Source organism: Peribacillus sp. FSL K6-1552 (genome assembly GCF_038005205.1).
Taxonomy (GTDB): Bacteria; Bacillota; Bacilli; order Bacillales; family DSM-1321; genus Peribacillus; species Peribacillus butanolivorans.
This window is the reverse complement of record NZ_JBBOST010000001.1, coordinates 4,315,553-4,337,308: the sequence shown is the minus strand read 5'-3', so window position 1 is coordinate 4,337,308 and position 21,756 is coordinate 4,315,553. Positions and strand designations below refer to the sequence as shown.

General features: G+C 40.7%; 24 protein-coding genes and 1 other annotated feature. Of the genes, 20 read left to right on the top strand and 4 right to left on the bottom strand.

What is annotated here, in order from left to right; translation table 11 throughout:
* The first annotated feature begins 22 nt into the window (after positions 1–22).
* The 18 genes from polA to NST21_RS20805 all read left to right on the top strand — a co-directional run bounded on the left by polA (position 23) and on the right by NST21_RS20805 (position 16,579).
* Positions 23–2,647 carry a DNA polymerase I gene (gene polA, locus NST21_RS20890; protein ID WP_340891000.1) on the top strand — a complete coding sequence of 875 codons (2,625 nt, stop codon included), beginning with the start codon at positions 23–25 and terminating at the stop codon, positions 2,645–2,647.
* A gap of 20 nt (positions 2,648–2,667) precedes the next feature.
* The gene (gene mutM, locus NST21_RS20885) at positions 2,668–3,498 is read left to right on the top strand and encodes a DNA-formamidopyrimidine glycosylase (RefSeq protein WP_340890999.1); all 831 of its coding nucleotides are present in this window, start codon (positions 2,668–2,670) and stop codon (positions 3,496–3,498) included.
* An 80-nt stretch (positions 3,499–3,578) separates the two neighbouring features.
* Entirely contained in the window at positions 3,579–4,211 is a 633-nt protein-coding gene (gene ytaF, locus NST21_RS20880; RefSeq protein WP_056529288.1) for a sporulation membrane protein YtaF, read from the top strand.
* A 24-nt stretch (positions 4,212–4,235) separates the two neighbouring features.
* Positions 4,236–4,835, top strand: coding sequence for a dephospho-CoA kinase (coaE, locus tag NST21_RS20875; protein WP_340890998.1), 600 nt, complete (start codon positions 4,236–4,238; stop codon positions 4,833–4,835).
* Between the two features lie 159 nt (positions 4,836–4,994).
* Positions 4,995–6,032 (top strand): glyceraldehyde-3-phosphate dehydrogenase, encoded by a 1,038-nt coding sequence (locus NST21_RS20870; protein WP_340890996.1) that lies wholly within the window; start codon positions 4,995–4,997, stop codon positions 6,030–6,032.
* Positions 6,033–6,422: 390 nt separating this feature from the next.
* The gene (speD, locus tag NST21_RS20865) at positions 6,423–6,803 is read left to right on the top strand and encodes an adenosylmethionine decarboxylase (RefSeq protein ID WP_053348147.1); all 381 of its coding nucleotides are present in this window, start codon (positions 6,423–6,425) and stop codon (positions 6,801–6,803) included.
* Between the two features lie 258 nt (positions 6,804–7,061).
* Complete coding sequence (gene nrdR, locus NST21_RS20860) at positions 7,062–7,523, top strand: transcriptional regulator NrdR (protein WP_053347258.1); 462 nt, start codon at positions 7,062–7,064, stop codon at positions 7,521–7,523.
* A 64-nt stretch (positions 7,524–7,587) separates the two neighbouring features.
* Positions 7,588–9,000, top strand: coding sequence for a replication initiation and membrane attachment family protein (locus NST21_RS20855; RefSeq protein WP_340890994.1), 1,413 nt, complete (start codon positions 7,588–7,590; stop codon positions 8,998–9,000).
* Positions 8,987–9,925 carry a primosomal protein DnaI gene (gene dnaI / locus NST21_RS20850; protein WP_053347256.1) on the top strand — a complete coding sequence of 313 codons (939 nt, stop codon included), beginning with the start codon at positions 8,987–8,989 and terminating at the stop codon, positions 9,923–9,925. The genes NST21_RS20855 and dnaI overlap by 14 nt, the downstream gene beginning before the upstream one ends.
* A gap of 120 nt (positions 9,926–10,045) precedes the next feature.
* Positions 10,046–10,882, top strand: coding sequence for a sporulation protein YtxC (gene ytxC, locus NST21_RS20845; protein ID WP_053347255.1), 837 nt, complete (start codon positions 10,046–10,048; stop codon positions 10,880–10,882).
* A 440-nt stretch (positions 10,883–11,322) separates the two neighbouring features.
* Positions 11,323–13,254 (top strand): threonine--tRNA ligase, encoded by a 1,932-nt coding sequence (gene thrS / locus NST21_RS20840; RefSeq protein ID WP_056529270.1) that lies wholly within the window; start codon positions 11,323–11,325, stop codon positions 13,252–13,254.
* A 104-nt stretch (positions 13,255–13,358) separates the two neighbouring features.
* Entirely contained in the window at positions 13,359–13,529 is a 171-nt protein-coding gene (locus tag NST21_RS20835; RefSeq protein WP_157444028.1) for a hypothetical protein, read from the top strand.
* Between the two features lie 84 nt (positions 13,530–13,613).
* The gene (locus NST21_RS20830) at positions 13,614–14,108 is read left to right on the top strand and encodes a GNAT family N-acetyltransferase (RefSeq protein WP_340890993.1); all 495 of its coding nucleotides are present in this window, start codon (positions 13,614–13,616) and stop codon (positions 14,106–14,108) included.
* Positions 14,109–14,234: 126 nt separating this feature from the next.
* Positions 14,235–14,371 (top strand) — a sequence feature (ribosomal protein L20 leader region).
* 98 nt (positions 14,372–14,469) lie between these two features.
* Positions 14,470–14,970, top strand: a complete 501-nt coding sequence (gene infC, locus NST21_RS20825; protein WP_053347252.1) for a translation initiation factor IF-3 — start codon at positions 14,470–14,472, stop codon at positions 14,968–14,970.
* Between the two features lie 34 nt (positions 14,971–15,004).
* A complete protein-coding gene (gene rpmI, locus NST21_RS20820) occupies positions 15,005–15,205 on the top strand; it encodes a 50S ribosomal protein L35 (protein ID WP_034309070.1) in 201 nt (66 codons plus the stop codon).
* Positions 15,206–15,240: 35 nt separating this feature from the next.
* Entirely contained in the window at positions 15,241–15,600 is a 360-nt protein-coding gene (rplT, locus tag NST21_RS20815; RefSeq protein ID WP_034309067.1) for a 50S ribosomal protein L20, read from the top strand.
* 70 nt (positions 15,601–15,670) lie between these two features.
* Positions 15,671–15,943: a DUF1294 domain-containing protein gene (locus NST21_RS20810; protein WP_340890991.1), complete on the top strand. Its 273-nt coding sequence runs from the start codon at positions 15,671–15,673 to the stop codon at positions 15,941–15,943.
* Positions 15,944–16,006: 63 nt separating this feature from the next.
* Positions 16,007–16,579: a TVP38/TMEM64 family protein gene (locus NST21_RS20805; protein ID WP_340890990.1), complete on the top strand. Its 573-nt coding sequence runs from the start codon at positions 16,007–16,009 to the stop codon at positions 16,577–16,579.
* A gap of 64 nt (positions 16,580–16,643) precedes the next feature.
* On the opposite strand, the gene NST21_RS20800 is transcribed toward NST21_RS20805, so the two are convergent.
* Positions 16,644–17,024: a hypothetical protein gene (locus NST21_RS20800; RefSeq protein ID WP_056529262.1), complete on the bottom strand. Its 381-nt coding sequence runs from the start codon at positions 17,022–17,024 to the stop codon at positions 16,644–16,646.
* A 109-nt stretch (positions 17,025–17,133) separates the two neighbouring features.
* On the opposite strand from NST21_RS20800, the gene NST21_RS20795 reads away from it, so the two are divergent.
* Complete coding sequence (locus tag NST21_RS20795) at positions 17,134–17,622, top strand: dUTP diphosphatase (RefSeq protein ID WP_180320467.1); 489 nt, start codon at positions 17,134–17,136, stop codon at positions 17,620–17,622.
* 64 nt (positions 17,623–17,686) lie between these two features.
* Positions 17,687–18,772, top strand: a complete 1,086-nt coding sequence (locus NST21_RS20790; protein ID WP_340890988.1) for a M42 family metallopeptidase — start codon at positions 17,687–17,689, stop codon at positions 18,770–18,772.
* A 60-nt stretch (positions 18,773–18,832) separates the two neighbouring features.
* Here the strand turns inward: NST21_RS20790 and NST21_RS20785 are convergent, their stop codons facing one another.
* The 3 genes from NST21_RS20785 to NST21_RS20775 are packed head-to-tail and all read right to left on the bottom strand — an operon-like array spanning position 18,833 to position 21,700.
* A complete protein-coding gene (locus NST21_RS20785; protein ID WP_056529256.1) occupies positions 18,833–19,534 on the bottom strand; it encodes a LutC/YkgG family protein in 702 nt (233 codons plus the stop codon).
* A complete protein-coding gene (locus NST21_RS20780) occupies positions 19,531–20,961 on the bottom strand; it encodes a LutB/LldF family L-lactate oxidation iron-sulfur protein (protein ID WP_056529253.1) in 1,431 nt (476 codons plus the stop codon). Before NST21_RS20780 ends, NST21_RS20785 begins: the two co-directional genes overlap by 4 nt.
* A 22-nt stretch (positions 20,962–20,983) precedes the next feature.
* A complete protein-coding gene (locus tag NST21_RS20775; RefSeq protein ID WP_053347245.1) occupies positions 20,984–21,700 on the bottom strand; it encodes a (Fe-S)-binding protein in 717 nt (238 codons plus the stop codon).
* Between the last annotated feature and the right edge of the window lie 56 nt (positions 21,701–21,756).

Below are 21,756 nucleotides of genomic sequence, written 5' to 3'. Positions count from 1 at the left end.
GTGTGACTGGAGGAAGACGAATTTGGATAAAAAGTTAGTACTCATAGATGGAAATAGTATTGCTTACCGCGCATTTTTTGCGCTTCCGCTCTTGAATAATGATAAGGGTGTACATACGAATTCGGTGTACGGATTTACCATGATGCTTAACCGCATTCTTGAAGAAGAAAAGCCAACGCATATTCTTGTGGCCTTTGATGCCGGTAAAACGACATTCAGACATGAGACATTTAAAGAATACAAGGGTGGACGCCAGAAAACACCGCCTGAATTATCCGAGCAATTCCCCTTTATCCGCGAGTTGCTCGACTGTTTCCAAATAAAAAGGTATGAATTGGAAAATTACGAAGCCGATGATATTATCGGTACACTGTCTCTACAGGCGGAAAGAGATGGTTTTGAGGTAAAAGTCATTTCCGGTGATAAAGATTTAACCCAATTATCTTCCCCGAGTACGACGGTTTCAATCACGAAAAAGGGAATCACTGAAATTGAGGAATATACACCAAAGCATATACATGAAAAATACGGCCTTTCACCCCTGCAAATCATTGATTTAAAAGGGTTGATGGGTGATGCTTCCGATAATATTCCTGGCATACCGGGAGTTGGTGAAAAAACGGCACTTAAATTATTACACCAATTTGAAACGGTTGAGAACCTGCTGCGTTCGATTGATGAGGTAAGCGGTCAAAAATTGAAGGAAAAAATTGAAGAACATAAAGACCTTGCTTTGTTAAGCAAAGAGCTTGCGACGATTACAAGGGAAGCGCCAATTCAAGTTATGGTCAATGAGACCGAGTACAACGGAATGGACCAGGAAAGGGTTATTTCATTTTATAAAGAGCTTGGTTTTTCCACGCTGCTCGATAAATTGGATGTTTCAGAAAGTGTACCGATTGAACAAGAAAAAATTGAGGTTCACACTTCGGAAATGACTGCAGAGTTGTTTGCTGATGGAAGTGCTTTATATGTTGAAATCTTAGAAGATAATTATCATCATGCAGACATTCTTGGAATAGCCGTCAGCAATGAAAATGGCCATTTTTACTTCCATGGTGAGACGGCACTGACTTCAGATATATTTAAATCTTGGGCAGAAGATGAGACAAAAAAGAAAACGGTTTTTGACGCAAAGCGCACGGTTGTAGCACTGCGCCATCGAGGAGTCGAAATAAAAGGCATTGATTTTGATGTGTTTTTAGCATCATATATCCTAGATCCTGCAGAGTCAGTGGATGAAGTGGCCGAAATCACGAAAACTCAAGGAACCATACGTCTTGAAACCGATGATATTTTTTATGGAAAAGGTGCAAAACGCAAGGTACCCGAAGAATCTGAATTGAGAGATCATATCGCCAGAAAAGCGAAGGCTATCTTTTCTTTAAAAGAACCTATGGTTGAAAAGCTGCAGGAGTTTGAGCAATACCATTTGTTAACGGAACTTGAGCTGCCTTTGTCCATTATCTTGGCTAATATGGAGTGGCAGGGTGTTAAGGTAGATATTGGACGACTAAAAAACATGGGGCAGGAATTAGCTATTCGATTAAAAACCATCGAAGGGCGAGTTTTTGATCTGGCTGGAGAGGCTTTCAATATCAATTCACCGAAACAACTTGGGGTAATTCTTTTTGAAAAGTTGGAGCTTCCAGTATTGAAGAAAACTAAAACAGGCTATTCTACGTCAGCTGATGTGCTGGAAAAATTGGAGAGCCAGCATAATGTTGTGAAAGAAATTTTACTTTACCGTCAGCTTGGTAAGTTGCAATCCACCTATATTGAAGGCTTGCTCAAAGTAGTCAATCGGAAAACAGATAAGGTACACACTCGTTTCAACCAAGCATTGACTCAGACCGGCCGATTAAGCTCGACAGATCCTAACCTTCAAAACATCCCAATCAGGCTAGAGGAAGGCCGGAAAATCAGGCAGGCGTTTATCCCTTCTGAAAAGGATTGGATTATTTTTGCTGCTGACTATTCTCAGATTGAGTTACGAGTACTTGCACATATCGCCAATGATAGCGGCCTAGTTGAAGCGTTTCAGGCAGGGATGGATATCCATACAAAAACAGCGATGGATGTTTTCCATGTATCAGCAGAGGAAGTCAATTCGAACATGAGACGCCAAGCAAAAGCGGTTAACTTTGGGATTGTCTATGGTATAAGTGACTACGGACTTTCACAAAGCCTTGGCATTACTAGAAAAGAAGCGGGAGAGTTCATTGAGAAGTATTTAAGAAGCTTTCCTGGTGTACAGGAATATATGGAAGAAAGCATACATGAAGCTCGTCAAAAAGGATATAGTACGACTTTGCTGCAAAGAAGGCGTTATATTCCTGAGATTACAAGCCGTAATTTCAACATTAGAAGTTTTGCCGAACGGACAGCCATGAACACGCCAATTCAAGGCAGTGCAGCAGATATCATCAAGCTTGCCATGATTAATATGAATAAGCGTCTGAAAAAAGAGGGGCTAAAAACGAGAATGCTTCTGCAGGTGCATGATGAATTAATTTTTGAAACACCTCCGGAAGAACTCGAAATCCTTAAGAAAATCGTACCAGAGGAAATGGAGAATGCTATTGAATTAAATGTGCCTCTCAAAGTGGATTATGCTTACGGGCCAACATGGTTTGATGCCAAATAATAAAAGATAGGTGATTAGTAATGCCAGAACTTCCTGAAGTAGAAACAGTCAGAAGAACATTAGAGCAGCTCGTACTTGGAAAAGAAATCAAGGAAGTGTCCGTCTTCTGGCCTAAGATTATTAAAGCACCTGAACCTGTCGAACAGTTTCAGGATGCTTTAAGAGGGCAGACAATTCAGCGAATAGGCCGTCGAGGCAAGTTCCTCATTTTCACACTGGATGATTATGCAATGGTTTCGCATTTAAGGATGGAAGGGAAATACGGAGTGCATCCAAAAGAAGAGCCGTATGATAAGCACACTCATGTTATTTTTACTTTTACGGATGACAGTGAACTTAGGTACCGGGATGTCCGGAAGTTCGGGACGATGCATTTATTTACAAAAGGGGAAGAACTTGAGCAGTTGCCATTATCGCATTTAGGTCCTGAACCGCTATCAGAAGAGTTTACAGTCGAGGGGCTTAGTGCGAAGCTGGCAAGAACCAGTAGGAAGATTAAACCAGTTCTTCTAGATCAAACTGTTGTCGTTGGAATTGGAAATATATATGTGGACGAGTCTTTATTCCGTTCCGGGATTCATCCAGAGAGAATAGCTTCTTCACTTACGGTAGAGGAAATTAAAAAGCTGCATTCCGAAATCATTGCAACATTAGGTGAAGCGGTGGAAAAAGGGGGAAGTACGATTCGTTCGTACATTAACTCTCAAGGGCAAATCGGCATGTTTCAGTTAGAACTTAATGTTTACGGACGTAAAGGAGAGAACTGCAAAACGTGCGGTACACCACTTGAAAAGCTAGTTGTAGCCGGACGCGGCACACATATATGCCCGTTGTGTCAGCGACTTAAGTAGTCAATGTTTTTTCAAACACATCGGATGGGCTCCTTCCATATACTAGGGTAGCAACGAGAAGGGAAGGAGTAATAATTCCGATGTGGCTACAAATTATTTTTCTTGCTTTTGCAGTAAGTATTGACGGTTTTGGCGTAGGTTTGACATTTGGTATGCGAAAGATGAAAATCCCCTTAAAGTCAATAGCGGTCATCTCATTTTGTTCGGCACTGAGTTTAGGCATTGCGATGGTCATCGGGCAGTTCATCAGTCAGCTTATTTCTGTCGGAGCGGCTGAAAAAACTGGGGGCATCATTCTCATTTTTCTTGGTGCCTGGATGGTATACCAGTATTTTAAGCCTGATAAGGAATTGAACGACGAGAGATATCATGAAAAAATCATCTTTAACTTTGAAATTAAATCACTTGGAGTAGTCATAAATATTTTACAAAAACCATTGAATGCTGATTTTGACAAATCAGGAACAATTACTGGTATTGAAGCACTTGTTCTCGGGTTTGCACTTTCGCTTGATGCGTTCGGAGCTGGAGTTGGAGCAGCTATGATCGGGATTTCTCCGATTATTCTCGCAATATGCATCGCTGTAATGAGTTCAATCTTCATTTGGAGCGGACTTCAAAGCGGGAAATTGCTTTCAAATAATAAAATTGTGCAGCAGTTAACCTTTCTTCCGGGCGTGCTATTGATTTTAATTGGTGTATTCAAGTTATAATAATGGATTTAAAAGGGGGAGCTTATGGGACAAATCATTGGAATCACCGGGGGGATTGCAAGCGGGAAAAGCAGCGTCAGCCTCTATATACAGGAACTCGGTTTCACGATTGTAGATGCAGATGTGGCTTCCCGTGCAGTCGTAGAGCCAGGTGAAGAAGCCTACCATCAAGTAGTAAAAGCTTTTGGTGAAGATATTTTATTGGTGGATGGCAATATTGATCGGGTGAAATTAGGGTCTATTATATTTCATGATCAAGAAAAGAGATTGCTTTTAAATAGTATCGTGCACCCTGCTGTTAGGAAGTGGATGCGTCTAAAAACGGAAAAGGCACTCGCTGCTGGGGAAGAAACGGTATTTATGGATATTCCGCTCCTATTCGAAAGTAAGTTAACATTCATGGTTGAAAAGACTCTATTGGTATATGTAGATGAGCGCGTTCAATTGGAACGCTTAATGAACCGGAATGGATTATCAGAGACAGATGCACTTGCAAGAATTCATTCACAGATGCCGTTAGCTGATAAAAAAGTTTTAGCGGATGCGGTCATTGATAATAATGGGAATCTTGAGGAAACAAAGAAGCAGGTTAAAACCGTACTTTGCAATTGGAATGTCTTATAAATGAGAAAAAAGGGAGAAGCCTTATGGTTTCTTCCTTTTATTTTGAAAAAATAACAACAATCCGCATTTTTATTAGCACAATTGCACTCAATTATGTTATACTAATTACATATGAGAGGTAATAAGTATAACATTAATATTTTCAGGAGGGTCCGAACAATGAATTCAAGAATAGCGATTAACGGATTTGGGAGAATTGGAAGAATGGTTTTCCGAAAGGCCATATTAGATGAGGGTTTGGACATTGTTGCCATTAATGCAAGCTATCCTGCTGAAACTTTAGCCCACTTACTAAAATATGATACGATCCATGGTAAATTCGACGGTATAATTGTAGCGGAAGATGATTCACTTGTAGTGAATGGCCGCCGTGTACAACTAATCAATAACCGCGATCCAAAGCAATTGCCTTGGAAAGAGATGAACATAGATATTGTAATCGAAGCTACGGGCAAATTCAATGATCGTTCTAAAGCGGCTCTTCATTTAGATGCAGGGGCAAAAAGAGTTATTTTATCCGCTCCGGGTAAAAATGAAGACGTTACCATTGTAATGGGCGTGAATCAGGAAGCGCTAGAAATTGACAAGCATTTTGTTATATCCAATGCATCTTGTACAACTAACTGCCTTGGACCAGTTGCGAAAGTGCTCGATGAAAAATTCGGCATTGACAACGGTTTAATGACAACGATTCATTCTTATACAAATGACCAAAATAATATCGATAACCCGCACAAAGACTTAAGACGTGCTCGTGCAGCTGCAGAAAGTATCATTCCTACGACAACAGGAGCGGCTAAAGCCATCTCTCTAGTTTTGCCTCAATTAAAAGGCAAGCTTCACGGTATGGCGATACGTGTACCAACACCTAACGTTTCTTTAGTCGATCTTGTTGTGGACTTAAATCATGATGTAACGATTGATGAAGTGAACCAAGCATTCATTGACGCATCAGAAAATGAACTTAAAGGCATTATGGAATTCACGACAGAACCTCTTGTTTCGAGTGACTTCAAAACTAATCCGCACTCTGCAATCATCGATGGTCTATCAACGATGATGATTGGGAATAGAAAAGTGAAAGTCCTTGCTTGGTATGATAACGAGTGGGGTTACTCAAACCGTGTAGTGGATCTTGTAAATTTAGTAGCTTCCGAGTTGAAAAAAACTTCAGAAGTTCAATTATCTGCTAATTAGTTGAATAAACCCGAGTCTGCTGAGTCTTTTAGCGGGCTCGGGTTTATTTTTAGCGAATTTTTAATTCTATTTTTAGCGGTTTATGTGAAATTTTTTTTGCGAAGTGATAAACTGCTATGAAATGATTCAAAGGGCAAGGACTCCATTAAGAAAGCCCTTACATTTTTTTCGTATAAACATTATCTTGCCAAAAATTCAAAATGGCAGTTGCAAAAAAAAATCAAACAATATATACTATGAATCGTGAACTTCTTCAAAAGAGAGTTTGCATGATGGCTACTTAAAGGGTTAGGACCTCTTTGGACTAACTTTCCCCCGTGGTAGTTGTTAGAAGTTATGTAATTTTTAATCATGGTAAGGGGGAAGCATAAAATGGAAACAGCTTACACTATGGAAACAATGGGTAGACATGTCATTTCTGAACTTTGGGGTTGTGACTTTGAAAAACTGAACAATATTGATTTGATTGAAAAGATTTTTGTTGATGCTGCCTTGAAGTCAGGTGCAGAGGTTCGCGAAGTAGCATTCCACAAGTTTGCTCCACAAGGAGTAAGTGGGGTTGTCATCATTTCTGAATCACATTTAACGATTCACAGTTTTCCAGAACACGGCTATGCAAGCATTGATGTCTATACATGTGGTAATTTGGATCCGAATATTGCGGCAAACTATATTGCTGAAGCTTTGAATGCGCAAACACGTGAAAACATTGAACTTCCACGTGGATTAGGTCCGGTACAAATGAAAAAAGCCAATATAAGTGCCCTATAAAAACGTATACACAGAGATGCCATGGGTGCATCTCTTTTTTAATGCAATAAATTAGCAAGCCCGCTTTAAACTAAAGATTGTGACTAGTAAAAAGCATAAAGACTCTGATAACGCTCCTTCAAAAAAGTGCCTACTGTTGGAAGTTACACTTTTTACTTGTACTGGTTGTTCCTTTTAATATAAGATTGAGATAGAAAAGTAAATCCTTGGGGAACATTTAGATAGGGGAGTCCTACATAAAATACGGAGCTGATAATGATGAAATGCCCATCATGTCAATATAATGGAACAAGAGTGCTCGATTCCAGGCCAGTCGATGAAAGTAAATCGATTCGACGACGCCGTGAATGTGAGGCATGTGGTTTTCGATTCACGACATTTGAAAAGGTAGAGGAAACGCCGCTGATTGTAGTGAAAAAAGGCGGGACACGGGAAGAGTTCAGTCGTGATAAAATCCTACGTGGCTTAATCAGGGCCTGCGAAAAACGTCCAGTTCCACTAAAGGAATTGGAGCAAATTACCAGTTATGTAGAAAAGGAATTACGCAACCAGGGCATCGCAGAAGTGAAAAGTGACAATGTCGGCGAAATGGTGATGGACAAACTGGCAGAAGTCGATGAGGTTGCCTATGTTAGATTCGCTTCCGTATATCGACAATTTAAAGATATTAACGTCTTTATTGATGAATTGAAAGATTTAATAAATAAAGAAAGAAAGTAGAGCTGAAGATTTACTTTGGCTCTTTTTTCACTACATCTTTTGAAAGGTTTGAATGGAGATGTCAATGCATTGGCAAGAATTGCTCCCAGCGGATTCATACTTGGTTTCATCTGCGGGGCTGCTTCATGATTATGATCGGAAAATACTAACCCGACTATATCAACCTCTTATTGGACCGATCTGTATTAGCCTATACATGACGTTATGGAGTGAGTTAGAGGAAAATCGGCTCTGGTCGGAAGCTTCCTCACATTATCAATTAATGAATACAATTGGCCTTAAATTAGGCGATATCTACGAAGCACGCCTTTTGCTTGAGGGAATCGGACTGCTGAATGTGTATAAGAAATCGAAAGAAGATACGAAGGAATTTATTTACGAATTAAATTCGCCGCTGTCCCCTCAACAGTTTTTCACTGATGGTATGCTGAATATATACTTATACAAAAAAATTGGCAAAGTACAATTTAACCGGTTAAAGAGATTCTTTTGCGATGATCACATTTTAACGGATCAGTATGAAAGTGTGACAAAATCTTTTGCAGAGGTGTTTTCATCAGATCATTTGGACTCCTTGTATGTAACAGATGAAGCGAAAAACGAATGGAAACCTTTGCCCGAACAGCAATATATCAATCGAGCGGATGGAGTCGAGCCATCGGGATTTGACGGCTTATTTGATTTTGACCTTTTGTTAGCCGGAATAAAATCATCAATCGTGCCGAAAAAGGCCTTTACTCCGAAAATAAAAAGTACGATTGCCAAACTTGCCTTTTTATATGGCATTGATCCGCTTGAAATGCAAAAACTAGTTATGGATGCCGTTTCATTGGATGATGAGATCGATGAGGAAATATTAAGAAAGGCGGCAAGGGACTGGTACCAAATCGAGCGACAGGCCGATATGCCTTCCCTTGTCAATCGCGTGCAGCCGATACGTGAACGAACACAAAAAGAAGAACCGAAAACGCAGGAGCAAGAGCTAATCCGTCATTTGGAGACGATTTCCCCGCGCGACCGGCTGATGCAGTTGTCAGGCGGTGCAGAGCCATCCAGCGGTGATTTGAAAGTGGTAGAAGGTGTGATGATCAACCAAAAGCTAAATCCGGGGGTCGTCAATGTCTTAATTGAATATGTTATGCTCAAAACAGATATGAAATTCACAAAGGGCTATGTGGAAAAACTGGCGGGCCATTGGGCACGTCTGAAGGTGTCTAATGTCATCGAAGCGATGGAACTAGCTAAAAAAGAGCACCGGAAATATCAGGATTGGGCTCAGGGAAGCAGAAACGTTGCAAAAGGCAGTCGGAAAAAGACGATTCGGGAAGAAGTGGTTCCCGAATGGCTTGAGAAAAAAGAAGAAACACAGCAGGAGCAGAAAGTGGATCAGCCTGAATTGAATGAACAGAAACGCGAGCTTCAGGAGAAATGGAAGCAGTGGAAAGCTGGAGGTGAAATGAACGATGGAAAAGATTAATAGTTCCCTTAATAAATTGGCTAATACAAACCAATTTCAGGAGCGTTATGAAAAGTTAAAACAGGAAATTTTTGAAGACGAACAGGTGCGGCTATTTTTGAATGCCAATAGTTCGACTGTTACGAAGGAAATGATTGATAAAAACTTAGGGAAGCTTTATGAATTTACTTCGCAAAGTAATAAGTGTGATAAATGTCCAAGTTTGGATGGCTGTATCAATATGATGCATGGCTATTATCCCAAACTGGTTGTTCAAGGGAAGGCCCTTAATTTGAATTATGAAATCTGTCCGCGGAAATTGGCAGAGGATGAAAAGCGAAAACGCGAAAAATTGATTCGCAGTCTTTATGTGCCAAAGGATATTTTAAAGGCTACGATTGAAGACTTTTCACAAACGGATGATGAAAACAAACGTTTAGGCGTTTTAGGTAAAGCGATGTCATTCATTATGGAGTATGAGCCGGGTAAAAGACAAAAAGGATTATATATTTATGGGAAGTTCGGCGTTGGCAAGACTTATTTATTGGGGGCAATTGCCAATGAACTCGCTGAAAGGCAAATATCCTCACTAATCGTCTATGTACCGGACTACTTAAGAGAACTAAAGGGCTCGATTGGCGATAATACCGTCAATGAGAAAATTGAAATGGTCAAAACGGCACCTGTTCTTATGCTGGATGATATCGGAGCCGAGTCTATGACAAGCTGGGGACGCGATGAAGTCTTTGGGCCAATTTTGCAATTTAGGATGCTGGAAAACCTGCCTACGTTTTTCACTTCGAATTTTGACATGAATGGCCTTGAAAATCACTTAACCTTTTCACAGCGCGGTGAGAAGGAAGAAGTGAAAGCGGCCAGAGTATTGGAAAGAATTCAATATTTAGCAGAACCGGTCAAGCTTGATGGAATAAACCGGAGAAGATAGTGGAAAGTGGTCTCTTATTAGAGGTCACTTTTTTCTATTACAAGCCTTATCCTACTTCTAAACAAGTCCCTATCCCCATATACATGAAAAAAGAAGCAAGGGGGAAGGGGGGATGTCGTAGTGCAAATTTCGTTTCAAAATGATTCAGAGGCATTAAAATTACTGAATTTAGTTTCTGTCCATCCGTTAGGGGCAGAATTTCAACCATACATTCGATTTCTTCCACAACAAGGTATGTATGTGGATATGACAGAGTCAGTAGGTGATAAATGGCTAATCCTGCTCAGTGAAGTATTTCATTCTTTTTTGTTGGAAGAAAAGATGCTTCCTGTGATTGAACAAATCATAATTAGTAAATTTTTCTATAGAGAACGAGAAGAAATTGAAGCGATTACCGAAATTGCATCATCGATTATTGAAGGAGAAAGAGCTAGGTGTCAAGGGATGTTATTCAGTACGGAAAAAAAATTGATTGAGGAAGGGCTTCAAAGCATTTTGGCGGGGAAAGTGTCTTTTTCTTTCGATTCTTTTACGACTTTCCGTTTAAAATCATTTCAGCACACGTTGGAAAAGTATGTGGTCAAGGCGATTGATGAATATAAGTTGGAACAGGACTATCAAAATTTTATTGCTACGCTCCGTGATTGCCTGCATGGGCAGGAGTCGAAATTACCAAAGCTTCATCTTGTCAATCGAGACGGTTTTCAATTCTATGATCAGGAATTCAGCAAGCTTGACCGTCCAAAAATCAATAGTATGATTGACAGGCGGCTCCTTGCCAAAAGTTCACTTTTTCTCGATACGGTGATACTTGCCCCGCTGTTATCGATTGCTCCGGAAAACTTGTACATCTATACCGATGACAAGGAAGAAGGCCTAATTCAAACAATGGCGCGGATTTTCGAGGAGCGGGCGACTGTCCTGCCGCTTTCAGCATTTTCGAAGGCGTTTGAATAATCTTTTTTGGGGATAATGAACAAAACAGAAAATTAACCTTGATTTTCACCGTATAACAAATTATAATTTCCTACATACTATTAAAAACAAAAGTTATGATGAGGACACGGGTATTCTAGTCGCCGATTTTCAGAGAGGGGAGCCAAAAGGCTGTAAGCTTCCTATTCGCATAGATCACTTACCACCTTTAAACTTCGGCTCGGAAAGCAATTAGATTGCGACTATGAGTTGACGGGAAGCTGCCGTTACCAAGTTACAAGTGTCATTTTGCCGTGAAAAGCAAGGTGAAACGAGGGTGGAACCGCGGGTTAATGATTATGATTATTAAGCTCGTCCCTGTTTTATACAGGGGCGGGCTTTTTGTGTTGTAATTAGATTTCTCGCTCGGATACCTATAACTGAAAACAGATTGTTCTAAAAATAAGAAGGAGTGAAACTGAATGTCTGAATTACTGAAAATATCATTTCCTGACGGAGCGGTGAAGGAGTTTGCTAAAGGTACAACTACTGAAGACATTGCTGCATCCATCAGCCCTGGTTTAAGAAAAAAATCCATTGCTGGAAAGTTCAATGGTGAATTATATGATTTGAAACGTCCAATTGAAGAAGACGGTACAATTGAAATCGTCACACAAGATGCAGCAGATGCGCTTGAAGTGCTTCGCCACAGTACAGCTCATTTGATGGCACAAGCGATCAAACGTCTTTACAAAAATGCTAAATTCGGTGTCGGCCCTGTCATCGAAGGCGGTTTTTACTACGATATGGATCTAGAGGAATCATTAACACCTGAAGATCTTCCTTTGATTGAAAAAGAAATGAAGAAAATCGTTAATGAAAACTTGGAAATTGCTCGCATCGAAGTAAGTCGTGACGAAGCCATATCTCGTTTCAAAGAAATTGGTGACGAGTATAAATTGGAATTGATCGATGCTATTCCTGCTGATCAGCAAGTAACGATCTATGAGCAAGGTGAATTCTTTGACCTTTGTCGCGGAATCCACGTTCCATCTACTGGGAAAATTAAAGAATTCAAGCTATTAAGCGTCGCCGGTGCATACTGGAGAGGCGATAGCAAAAACAAAATGCTTCAACGTATATACGGAACTGCTTTCTTTAAGAAAGAAGAACTATCCGAACACCTACGTTTCCTAGAAGAAGCTAAAGAACGTGACCACCGTAAAATCGGAAAAGAATTGAACCTGTTCATGAGCTCACAGAAAGTTGGACAAGGTCTCCCAATGTGGTTACCAAAGGGTGCGACAATTCGCCGCACAATTGAACGATATATCGTTGACAAGGAAGAACGTTTGGGCTATGACCACGTATACACACCTGTAATGGGAAGCGTTGACCTTTATAAAACATCTGGACACTGGGATCATTACCAGGATGATATGTTCCCAGTCATGGAGATGGAAAACGAACAGATGGTCCTGCGTCCGATGAACTGTCCGCATCACATGATGGTATATAAAAACGGCATCCACAGCTACCGCGAGCTACCAATCCGGATTGCTGAGCTTGGCTTGATGCACCGCTATGAAATGTCAGGCGCTCTTTCTGGTCTGCAGCGTGTACGTGGGATGACATTGAATGATGCTCACATTTTCGTCCGTCCAGATCAAATTAAAGAAGAGTTCAAACGTGTTGTGAACTTGGTTCTGGAAGTATATAAAGATTTCGATATTAAGGATTATTCATTCCGTCTGTCTTACCGTGATCCGCAGGATAAAGAGAAGTATTTTGATGATGACGCCATGTGGGAAAAAGCACAAAGCATGCTGAAAAGCGCGATGGATGAACTTGGATTAGATTATTTTGAAGCAGAAGGTGAAGCAGCATTCTACGGTCCGAAGCTTGACGTTCAAGTACGTACAGCTTTAGGAAAAGATGAAACTCTTTCAACTGTTCAACTTGATTTCTTGCTTCCTGAACGTTTTGATCTTAACTATGTCGGTGAAGACGGCAAGCAGCACCGTCCGGTCGTTATCCATCGCGGAGTTGTTTCCACAATGGAACGTTTCGTTGCTTACTTAATCGAAGAATACAAGGGGGCATTCCCAACTTGGCTGGCACCTATCCAAGCACAAGTGATTCCGGTCTCACCAGAAGTTCATTTGGATTATGCCAAAGAAGTGCAAGAAAAGCTTAAAGCAGAAGGCATCCGTGTTGATTTGGATACACGTGACGAGAAAATTGGTTATAAAATCCGTGAAGCGCAAATGCAGAAAATCCCGTACATGCTGGTTGTTGGTGACAATGAAGCCCAAGAAGGCAGTGTGAACGTACGTAAATACGGTGAACAAAAATCAGAAACAGTCGCGTTTGAAGACTTTGTTTCAGCGATTAAAGCAGAAGTAAGTCGTTAACATCAAAAGAGAGACACATATTGTTGTGTCTCTCTTTTGCATAATGCATGATTAATAACAACAGCATGTGAAAGTATAGTCAACAATGAAAAGGAGTGGTCAGCATGAATAAGAAATTTTCCTATCTATTCGGGCCAACATTTCTTGTCGTCATCATCTTATTGTTACTGGATGGTTATCGACAATATGCTATTGTCCCGGTCCTGCTGTTTTGGATAGTTCTATTTGCGTGGGATGCTATTGAGAAAAAGAAAAAGGCAAAAGAAAACCCGTAACATTTGAAGACTCTAGTTAATAGATCCAAGATGTAAATTCAGCTAATTACCCAAAAAAATATTTATATGAGGGAGTGGGGAGAAATGGAGATACGGAAGGCTACAAGGCAAGATGCCGGAAAATTGGCAGCTCTGTTCAATCATGTTGAAGATTCCGGGTTCATGTTGTACAATCCGGGTGAAAGAAAAGCAACGGAGAACAAATTGGAGAGGCAAATCGAGCAAATTGAAAATAACCCCCGCTCCATTTTCCTCGTTGCAGCAAGCGGCCACGACTTGATAGGATATCTCATATTATTGGGCAATGAACTTAGCAGAACAAAGCATTCTGCCAAAATTGTCATTGGCATATCCGAACAAGAGAGAGGAAAAGGAGTCGGAACGAAGCTGTTTCAAAAAATGGAGGAGCAGGCACTGGCATATGAAATCCGGCGCCTTGAATTGACCGTTATTGCTAACAACGAACCAGCACTTTCCCTTTATAAAAAGATGGGTTTTGTACTAGAAGGAACGAAGCGGGACTCATTATTTTTCGATGAAATGTATCATGACGAATACTATTTGTCTAAATTACTTTAAAAAAACGTATTGTCAAATAACAAAATGTCTGATAAGATTAATTCTGTTGTGAAAAACGAATAAATTAGCATTTGACAAGTCATCAGTGTTTATGATATATTTCTAAAGTGAATTGAATACGTGTTTGAGGAAAAGAAGAAGCACCCGCTTCTCACCTGGTTGACGCAAACGATGCAGTTAACAGGTCATGATTTGATTATTTGGATCTTTCTGAATTAGTCTATCAGTGTGGGTGCAGCATGCATCCACACTTTTTTATTATGATTATATCCTGTAAGCGAGTTGTGAGCGTGACCGAATTGATTCAAATATTCGTATTCGCCAATATCTTTGGAGGTGGCTAACTATTAGTAAAGACGCGATGGTAAACGAGGGCATCCGAGCCCGTGAAGTTCGTCTTATTGACCAAAACGGAGAACAACTTGGAATTAAAACGAAACTCGAAGCATTGGAAATTGCCGCTCGTGTAAATCTTGATCTAGTTTTAGTTGCTGCAAATGCAAAGCCTCCGGTAGCCCGGATTATGGACTACGGAAAACACCGCTTCGAGCAGCAAAAGAAAGACAAGGAAGCACGTAAAAATCAAAAGGTTATCAGTCTTAAAGAGGTTCGTTTGAGCCCGACGATTGAAGAACATGATTTCAATACTAAGCTTCGCAACGGTATTAAATTCCTTGAAAAAGGCGATAAAGTAAAAGCTTCTATCCGTTTCAAAGGACGTGCTATTACACATAAGGAAATTGGTCAACGTGTACTCGTTCGTTTTTCTGAAGCATGTAAAGAAGTGGCTACAATCGAGCAACATCCAAAAATGGACGGACGCAGCATGTTCATTATCTTAGCACCAAAAGCCGAAAAGTAATTGTAAAGTAATTTGTAATGAGGAGGAATACCTTATGCCTAAAATGAAAACTCACCGCGGATCTGCTAAACGTTTCAAAAAGACTGGATCCGGCAAACTTAAGCGTTCTAACGCTTACACAAGCCATTTATTTGCTAACAAATCTACTAAGCAAAAGCGTAAGCTTCGCAAAGCTAGCCTTGTAAGCAAAGGTGACTTCAAACGTATTCGTCATATGCTAGACAATATTAAATAAGTTCGATTTATCGAGTTAAATAGGAGGGAAATAACATGCCACGTGTAAAAGGCGGTACTGTTACTCGCAAACGTCGTAAAAAGGTAATAAAATTAGCTAAAGGTTACTATGGCGCGAAACATATTCTTTTCAAAGTAGCTAACCAACAAGTAATGAAGTCAGGAAACTATGCTTTCCGTGACCGTCGTCAGAAAAAACGTGATTTCCGCAAACTTTGGATTACTCGTATCAACGCTGCAGCTCGCATCAACGGTCTTTCTTATAGCCGTTTAATGCATGGCTTAAAGCTTGCTGGTATCGAAGTAAACCGCAAAATGCTTGCTGATCTTGCTGTTGCTGACGAACAAGCTTTTGCTCAATTAGCAACTGCTGCTAAACAACAATTAGACAAATAAGTCTGACTGATATCAGCCACTCTCTTTTTCAAGAGGGTGGCTTTTTACATATTTAAAGGGGGAGAGAGGAATGCAAGGAGTTTGGATCATTCTTGCCTTTATGTTTATCATTAACATCGTAGGCTTTGTCATAATGGGAGTCGACAAAAAGAAAGCACGCAATGGGAAGTATCGTATCAGCGAAAAGACACTCTGGTTTTGGGCAGTCATAGGTGGGGGAACTGGGACCTTTCTTGGAATGAAACATTTCCATCATAAAACGAAGCATACCTCCTTTAAGTGGGGACTGCCGGTTTTGATGGTCATCCAAATAGGGTTACTTATCAAGATCTTAATTCGATAGTCATATGTAGCTCGTTTAGTGTATATGCTTGTAGAAGCAGCAAAGAGTAGCTGGGGGGAAAACATGAATGATAAACTGACACTTGTGATGAGCTACGTTCAATCCGGCAGCGTGTTTGCGCCATTAATCTTTATTACCTTTCATTTATTACGGCAATTTTTATTCATTCCTGTTATCGTGGTTTGCATGGCAGGCGGTGTTTTATTCGGTGCAGCATTTGGAACTATCTATTCCATAATCGGTTTGACGTTGTCCAGTATGGCCTTTTATTTTGTAATAGGTAAATTTCCGAAAACGAAGGATAAGCTTCTACGACTTAAAAATAAGCTGTTTGGAAACCGAAAGCTTAACAGCCGACAAATTGCGGTGCTGAGGCTTATTCCGTTTATACACTTTTTTTTATTGTCGCTTTGCTTGTTGGAATCCAATAAAGGGTTGAAAAACTATTTTTATTTATCCTTCATGACGAATATCCCTGTAGCCTTCGTATATACAGTGTTTGGCCATTATATCGCAGATTTCAGCCCGACATTAATCGTCATTATTTTATTATCATTAACCTTATTGCTTTATTTATTAAGAGAAAAGCAGACGGTCGTTCCCTGGAAAGAATTTTTCCGCTCACATGATAAATAAAGGGCCTTGAGTGCAATTTCCTCAAGGCTCTTAAGTACGCAGTTGTAACACCACTCGATATGTTTTAGTTATCCAAAAATTCCTTTACAGGGCTTTTCCAATCAATCATGGCATCCGGATATTGTTTTTTTATGGATGCTTCGATTTTTAAAAAGTCATTGCGCTTCAAACCTTTCAAATCGGCTATTTTCTTAGGCCAAATGAAGATGGAGATAACCTCGAAGGAGCGTTCAGTCGTTCCTAAATACTTTTCCCCTTCAAACATGACCCCATTGTACGTCAATAAAAAATTCTTGTGTATATTCTTTGTATCATCGAGCAGAAAGAACTTTTTCTGTTCATGTGCCAGCTCTAATTTTCGTTTTGGATTAAATAGGTATTTGATAGCCGTATATATTAAGAAGATGATGAGAGCCAAAATAAAGAACCGCAATATTAACACCATGTAGCTACCTCCCTAAACAGAGTGATTCATTTCATTTACGTATGGGTTTTTAATAAGTTTCATTTATTTGTTATAATTTAAGGGATTAAGATAGAAAGTAGTGATAAAAGTGAACATAGCAAAATTGATGGACATGCAGGCGGCCTTAGATAAGCATATAGAGACAAAGCACGATCTGGGTGCAGAAAACTTGGTCGAGAGGAAGACTCTTGCACTTTTAGTGGAGCTTGGGGAGCTGGCTAACGAAACGAGATGTTTTAAATTCTGGAGTCTTAAAGGTCCTTCGGATAAAGAAACGATTTTGGCTGAATACGTGGATGGCATTCACTTTATTTTGTCACTTGGGATTGAAAAGAGTTTTGTACCAAAAGTTCCATCAGCTTTCAAAATGGGTCATGTTGATTTAACGGCTCAATTCACTTTGATATACGGGTACATCAACGAGTTTCGTGTGCAATTAACAGAGTCCGCGTTTCAAAAGGTTTTTGCTGAATATCTACATTTAGGGGAGTTGCTAGGATTTTCCGCAGAGGATGTGGAAAACGCATACGTCACCAAAAATGAAGTGAATTACGAAAGACAAAAACAAGGCTATTAATTGTTTGTGCAACCGATATTTTGTATAATTATTCTTGTAGTGTAAAAAAGAGGGAGGTTAATGCATGGCTCAATTGGATGAAACATTAAGGATGCTGAAAGATTTAACGGATGCTAAAGGCATTGCTGGAAATGAAAGTGAAGTAAGGAAAGTAATGGCTGAATACATAACCCCTTTCGCGGATGAAATATCGACTGATGGTTTGGGAAGTTTGATAGCTATGAAAACAGGTGATGAAAACGGTCCGAAAATCGTCGTTACTGGACATTTGGATGAAGTTGGTTTCATGATAACTCAAATTGATGATAAAGGATTTTTGCGTTTTCAGCCGGTAGGTGGCTGGTGGTCACAGGTGATGCTCGCTCAACGCGTGACGATCGTCACAAATAAAGGCGATGTAACTGGGGTTATCGGTTCAAAGCCGCCACATATTTTATCAGCAGAAGCGAGGAAAAAGCCGGTTGAGATTAAAGAAATGTTTATTGACATTGGTGCAACTAGCAAGGAAGAAGTAAAGGAATGGGGCGTTAAGCCGGGCGATATGGTAGTACCGTATTTTGAATTCACAGTCATGAATAATGAAAAAATGTTGCTTGCTAAAGCTTGGGACAACCGAATTGGCTGTGCAATCGCTATTGACGTCCTTAAACAGTTGAAAGATAGCGACCATCCGAATGTTGTATACGGGATTGGTGCAGTACAAGAAGAGGTTGGTCTGCGTGGCTCTAAAACGTCAACGTTCAAAATTCAGCCGGATATTGGTTTTGCCGTTGATGTCGGTATAGCTGGTGATACACCAGGTGTAACCGATAAAGAAGCGATGAGTAAAATGGGTGAAGGTCCGCAAATCGTTATATATGATGCATCGATGGTAGCTCATAAAGGACTGCGGGATTTCGTTACCAACACGGCTGACGAAATGAACATTCCTTATCAATATGAATCGATTCCAGGCGGTGGAACGGATGCAGGTTCCATTCACTTAACAGCAAATGGAGTTCCTGCACTGGCAATTACGATTGCAACACGCTACATTCATTCACATGCGGCAATGCTTCATCGTGATGATTATGAAAATGCAGTTAAACTAATTGTCGAAGTGATCAAACGCCTCGACCGTGAAGCAGTGGACCGTATTATTTACGAATAACATAGAGAAATTTAGAAAAGGAGAGGCTCCTTTAAAGGGCCTCTCCTTTTTCATTGATAGTTACTTATCCTCGACAATTATATAGACGGCTTTAATTGGACCATGAACGCCAACGACAAGGTCCATTTCGATATCAGCGGAATTGCTCGGTCCGGTTATGAAATTAATGCAGGAAGGAACGACTTCACCGCGATTAACTTTAGAGCGAATGGCCGCTGCAGCTTGTGTCATTCGCGGAACGATGGTGCTCTTTGGGATAATGGAGACATGACAAGCGGGCAGGAAGCTGATGGAACGGCCATGGTTCTTACTGCTAAATAAGACGACGGTCGCTGATTCCGCAAGTGTTATTTCACTGAATGTGATTCCGATATTAGCACTTTCTGCCAGTTCGATATTTTTTTTCCCTGCTTGATGGTCCCAAACGTGGACACCTTTTTCATTCAGCACATCAACTAACTGATAGTCAGAGAATCGATCATCTTTTGGAATGATTAATTGTCCATTTCCAAGTTCCTCAATCACCTGTTTTAAAAGGTGTGCAACTTGCTTTGAGTCGGTAAGGTGAAACTGCGTATGGACCCGTTTGCACTGCTCCTGTAATTCGTTGACAAGATCATCTGGTGTCGCATGTTTCAGAACCTCGAATTGGGGAGCGTGCTTCCAAACAGGACGGGTTATGCCTTCGGTTATAGGAGCTCTTCCTAGGTTTTTGGCAATTTTATTTAAAAACGTGCCTTCATTTTGGATAGTTCCAGTCATGATGGTTTCCCTCCTGTCTCGCGATTTTTAAACCAGTCCCGAAAGCTTTCTTTACTAGGAGCTGGGAATTCACGGCTTTCTGTCCAAGTTTTAAGTGGTCCGGGTCCTTTTGAGATGATATCTCCCGTTTTAAAAGGGGACATAGCTGAAGGGGCCATTTTTGAACCAAACTTATAAAGCATTGGAGAAGCGGCGCCGATTCCGAATGCCTTCATAGCCATCTTTTCAGAGAAGGGAGCCATTTTTTCTTTTTCTACGATGACTTCACGATGCTTTCTTAGCAGATCATGCAGAGGGATTTTTACCGGACAGGCATCGGTACAAGCTGCACAAAGAGTTGATGCATAAGGTAGTTCTTTAAAATCATCATAGCCACCGAGTAATGGTGAAAGCACAGCACCAATTGGACCCGGATAAATGGAACCATAGGAATGGCCGCCAACCTGGCGATAGACCGGGCAGACATTGATACAGGCTGCACAGCGAATGCATTGGAGAACAGATTGAAACTCAGTTCCTAAAATGGAAGAGCGTCCATTATCGACGATGACAAGGTGGAATTCCTCAGGTCCGTCGACATCCCCTTCATCACGTGGACCGGTAAGTGCGGTAATGTAGCTGGTCAATCTTTGACCGACCGCGCTTCTTGTCAATAAACTGACAAGAACTTCAAATTCATCGAATGTAGGTACAAGCCTTTCCATCCCCATCACGGTAATTTGCGTTTTTGGCAGGGCCGTGACTAAATCAGCGTTGCCCTCATTCGTTACCAAACCAATCGAGCCAGTTTCTGCAATCGCAAAATTACAGCCGGTAATGCCAACATCCGCACTTAAGAAATCTTTCCGAAGAATACCCCGGACATGAGCGGTAAGCTCCTCCGGATTTTCGGTTTTCGTATAGGCAAGCTTCTCTTTAAAAACATCCCTTATTTGTTCTTTGTTTTTATGGAGAGCAGGCGCGACGATATGGGAAGGCGGATCATGATCATCAACTTGTAAAATGTACTCACCGAGGTCTGTTTCAACGACATCAAGTCCAACAGCTTCAAGAGTGGCATTTAAATTAATTTCTTCCGTGACCATCGATTTGGATTTCACGACTTTTTTGGCCTTCTTTTTTACGATAACGTCCTTAATGTATCCGCTTGCTTCTTCAGCTGTTTCAGCAAAAAAGACATGACCTCCTCGTTTCGAAACATTTTCTGCAAGCTGGTGCAAATAGAAATCAAGGTTGCTAAGCACATGCTGCCGGATTTCTTCCCCAAGGGACCGCCAATCCTCCCAGCTTCCCAACTCATCAACGGCAGTCAGCCGGCGTCCGTGTAATCGTTCTTGGGCACTCGATACCGCCAGTCGCATAAAATCATTATGTATTCCTTCATCTACTCGGTCTTTAAACTTGGCAGAGCTGGTTTTCATAGCCATGGTTTATCCCTCCTCGCTTTCTTTAAATACTATTCAATACTTCGGCAATATGTAGAACTTTAATAGGTTGACCCTTACGTTGGATACGTCCGCCGATATTCATTAAACAGCCTGCATCGCCGCCAATTAAAAAGTCGGCTCCGGTATCTTCAATATTGCAGACTTTTTCCTCGACCATTTGTCCGGATATATCACCCATCTTAACTGAAAAGGTTCCCCCGAATCCGCAACAATTTTGAGCGTCCGGAAGAGGTGTCATTTCCAGTCCTTTAACATGGCTTAACAAAATGGCTGGGGCTTCTTTCACTTTAAGCAGCCGAGTCATATGACAGGAAGTATGATAAGTCGCTTTTCCTTCAAATGTTGCGCCAACATCAGTTACCTTTAGAACGTTCACGATGAATTGGGTCAATTCATATGTTTTTGCCGCCAATGCAGCAGCCTTCGTTTCCCATTCAGCATCGCCTTTAAAAAGGACTGGATATTCTTTGAACATAGCGGCACAGGAACCTGAGGGGGTTACTATATATTCAGCATCCTCGAACGTTTGGATCATCTTTTTCATAGCTTCCTTTGATTCCTTTGTATACCCGCTATTGTATGCCGGCTGTCCACAGCAAATCTGCGATTCTGGAAAATCAATCTCACAGCCTAATCTCTCGAGTAGTTCTACTGTTGCTTTTCCGACATTGGATTGAAACAAATCAACTAAACAAGTTGCAAAGAGAGTTACTTTCAATTTGGTCTCCTCCTTTTTCAAAATAGGTTAACAGGTCATCTGATGACTAGATAATA

Bases quoted from the DNA above. Each gene is read 5' to 3' on its own strand.
- NST21_RS20800 (WP_056529262.1), bottom strand. From the start codon at position 17,024: ATGGTGTTAATATTGCGGTTCTTTATTTTGGCTCTCATCATCTTCTTA.
- coaE (WP_340890998.1), top strand. From the start codon at position 4,236: ATGGGACAAATCATTGGAATCACCGGGGGGATTGCAAGCGGGAAAAGC.
- infC (WP_053347252.1), top strand. From the start codon at position 14,470: ATGGTAAACGAGGGCATCCGAGCCCGTGAAGTTCGTCTTATTGACCAA.
- rpmI (WP_034309070.1), top strand. From the start codon at position 15,005: ATGCCTAAAATGAAAACTCACCGCGGATCTGCTAAACGTTTCAAAAAG.
- rplT (WP_034309067.1), top strand. From the start codon at position 15,241: ATGCCACGTGTAAAAGGCGGTACTGTTACTCGCAAACGTCGTAAAAAG.
- speD (WP_053348147.1), top strand. From the start codon at position 6,423: ATGGAAACAATGGGTAGACATGTCATTTCTGAACTTTGGGGTTGTGAC.
- NST21_RS20805 (WP_340890990.1), top strand. From the start codon at position 16,007: ATGAATGATAAACTGACACTTGTGATGAGCTACGTTCAATCCGGCAGC.
- NST21_RS20835 (WP_157444028.1), top strand. From the start codon at position 13,359: ATGAATAAGAAATTTTCCTATCTATTCGGGCCAACATTTCTTGTCGTC.
- nrdR (WP_053347258.1), top strand. From the start codon at position 7,062: ATGAAATGCCCATCATGTCAATATAATGGAACAAGAGTGCTCGATTCC.
- NST21_RS20780 (WP_056529253.1), bottom strand. From the start codon at position 20,961: ATGGCTATGAAAACCAGCTCTGCCAAGTTTAAAGACCGAGTAGATGAA.
- thrS (WP_056529270.1), top strand. From the start codon at position 11,323: ATGTCTGAATTACTGAAAATATCATTTCCTGACGGAGCGGTGAAGGAG.
- dnaI (WP_053347256.1), top strand. From the start codon at position 8,987: ATGGAAAAGATTAATAGTTCCCTTAATAAATTGGCTAATACAAACCAA.
- ytaF (WP_056529288.1), top strand. From the start codon at position 3,579: ATGTGGCTACAAATTATTTTTCTTGCTTTTGCAGTAAGTATTGACGGT.
- NST21_RS20855 (WP_340890994.1), top strand. From the start codon at position 7,588: ATGCATTGGCAAGAATTGCTCCCAGCGGATTCATACTTGGTTTCATCT.
- mutM (WP_340890999.1), top strand. From the start codon at position 2,668: ATGCCAGAACTTCCTGAAGTAGAAACAGTCAGAAGAACATTAGAGCAG.
- NST21_RS20870 (WP_340890996.1), top strand. From the start codon at position 4,995: ATGAATTCAAGAATAGCGATTAACGGATTTGGGAGAATTGGAAGAATG.
- NST21_RS20790 (WP_340890988.1), top strand. From the start codon at position 17,687: ATGGCTCAATTGGATGAAACATTAAGGATGCTGAAAGATTTAACGGAT.
- NST21_RS20785 (WP_056529256.1), bottom strand. From the start codon at position 19,534: ATGACTGGAACTATCCAAAATGAAGGCACGTTTTTAAATAAAATTGCC.
- NST21_RS20830 (WP_340890993.1), top strand. From the start codon at position 13,614: ATGGAGATACGGAAGGCTACAAGGCAAGATGCCGGAAAATTGGCAGCT.
- NST21_RS20810 (WP_340890991.1), top strand. From the start codon at position 15,671: ATGCAAGGAGTTTGGATCATTCTTGCCTTTATGTTTATCATTAACATC.